Genomic DNA, 1,365 nt, shown 5'->3' on the forward strand with positions numbered 1-1,365 from the left:
TTCCCCCCTCACTTATAATATAGACGATAAATCATTAAACAAAATAATTCTTACGCTGATAATCCCATTTAGCAATAATCTCACGCACCACTTGATCAACCTTTTGATCATCACTATCCGTATTAATCAAATCACCATTTTCAACGTCTTCCAATTGCAACTGTTTGCGAATTTCTTTCAGTAACCCACCATAACTAATTTGGCGGGAACCAGCCAAAGCTTGTTCCAGATCGTCAATTACCTGTAAGTCTTGTTCTGGATTATGCGTCAAAATATCTTTAGACTTTACCTGATATTTAGCCGTTTCTTGAGCACTGGCCAATAAAGAATTTTTATGGCGATTCACATTCGGTTTAACTGCCTCAACATTCACAACTGGCATATAAGTTAATTTCATAGCTCGTTGCCAATATCCAGTCCATTCCGCCTGTGAAATATAATTATCAGTTCCCGTAAAATAGCTTGATTTCATAAAAAGCAAGACATGCATATGATGGTGATACATCGGCTGATCTACTTCATGATTAACGGTCACTTCAGTTGAACGCACATAGCCCAGCAAATTTTTAGCCACTTTTTTATATTGAAAAATTTTTGCAATTGCCCGTCCCATTTGCCGTAATTCACTCTTTAGTTGCTCACCAGTTGTATTCTCAACCGTCAGCGTTAAAAATAAGAACCGACCTGTTTTTCGTTGTTTAACTGCTTCTGCCAAAATTTGCGTTAACTGATTAGACTGCTTCATTGCCCGCCGCCAATTGCACAAAGGACACAAACGAGAATGACAAAACCAAGTCTGCGCTAATTTCTTATGACCTTGTTCATCTTCCACAAAGCGCAAAACTTCCCCACATTCTTTAACCCGGTGAGCTTTCTTATAATTCAATATTTGCAAATAGTCACCATACTGCAAATTCTCTAACTTACGCTCTCGCCACGGACGAACTTTCCCTGACCGAGATTTATCAACTAAAACTTTTCTATCAGTCAAAATAAAACTCCTCTCATCTGGCCACGTGAGAAGAGTTAATCTGCATGTATTACTTTACTAAAATCAGCCAGAAGCCTTGACGGTCAACTACCCAAGCCTTAAACTATGTCTAGTAAATAAAAATACGATTTTACAAGATTAACTCACGTGTTCGAGGTCGCCAAACTTTCGAAGCTCACGTGGGTTTTTTTATATTCATTTTATAAACTCATAATACGCCTAAGCCCAGTTGTGTCAAGGGTTTATCCCGATTTTTTAAAATGACGTTGTTTCTAATAGTATCAAGATAAGAAGAAACTGGTCAAAATCGACCAGTTTCTAAGCCCTCGGGCGCTGACGCCCCGAACCCAGTCCAAGCTGTGCCAGCTTGACCG

The 1,365-nt window shown here is 39.0% G+C and carries 1 protein-coding gene; it reads right to left on the reverse strand.

The features are described from left to right. Positions 1 to 34 precede the first annotated feature (34 nt). A complete protein-coding gene (locus ACOV1R_RS16020; protein ID WP_015063441.1) occupies positions 35 to 991 on the reverse strand; it encodes a protein rep in 957 nt (318 codons plus the stop codon). Positions 992 to 1,365: the final 374 nt, after the last annotated feature.

The sequence above is a fragment of the Lactiplantibacillus sp. YT640 genome (assembly GCF_049745435.1).
Taxonomy (GTDB): Bacteria; Bacillota; Bacilli; order Lactobacillales; family Lactobacillaceae; genus Lactiplantibacillus; species Lactiplantibacillus plantarum.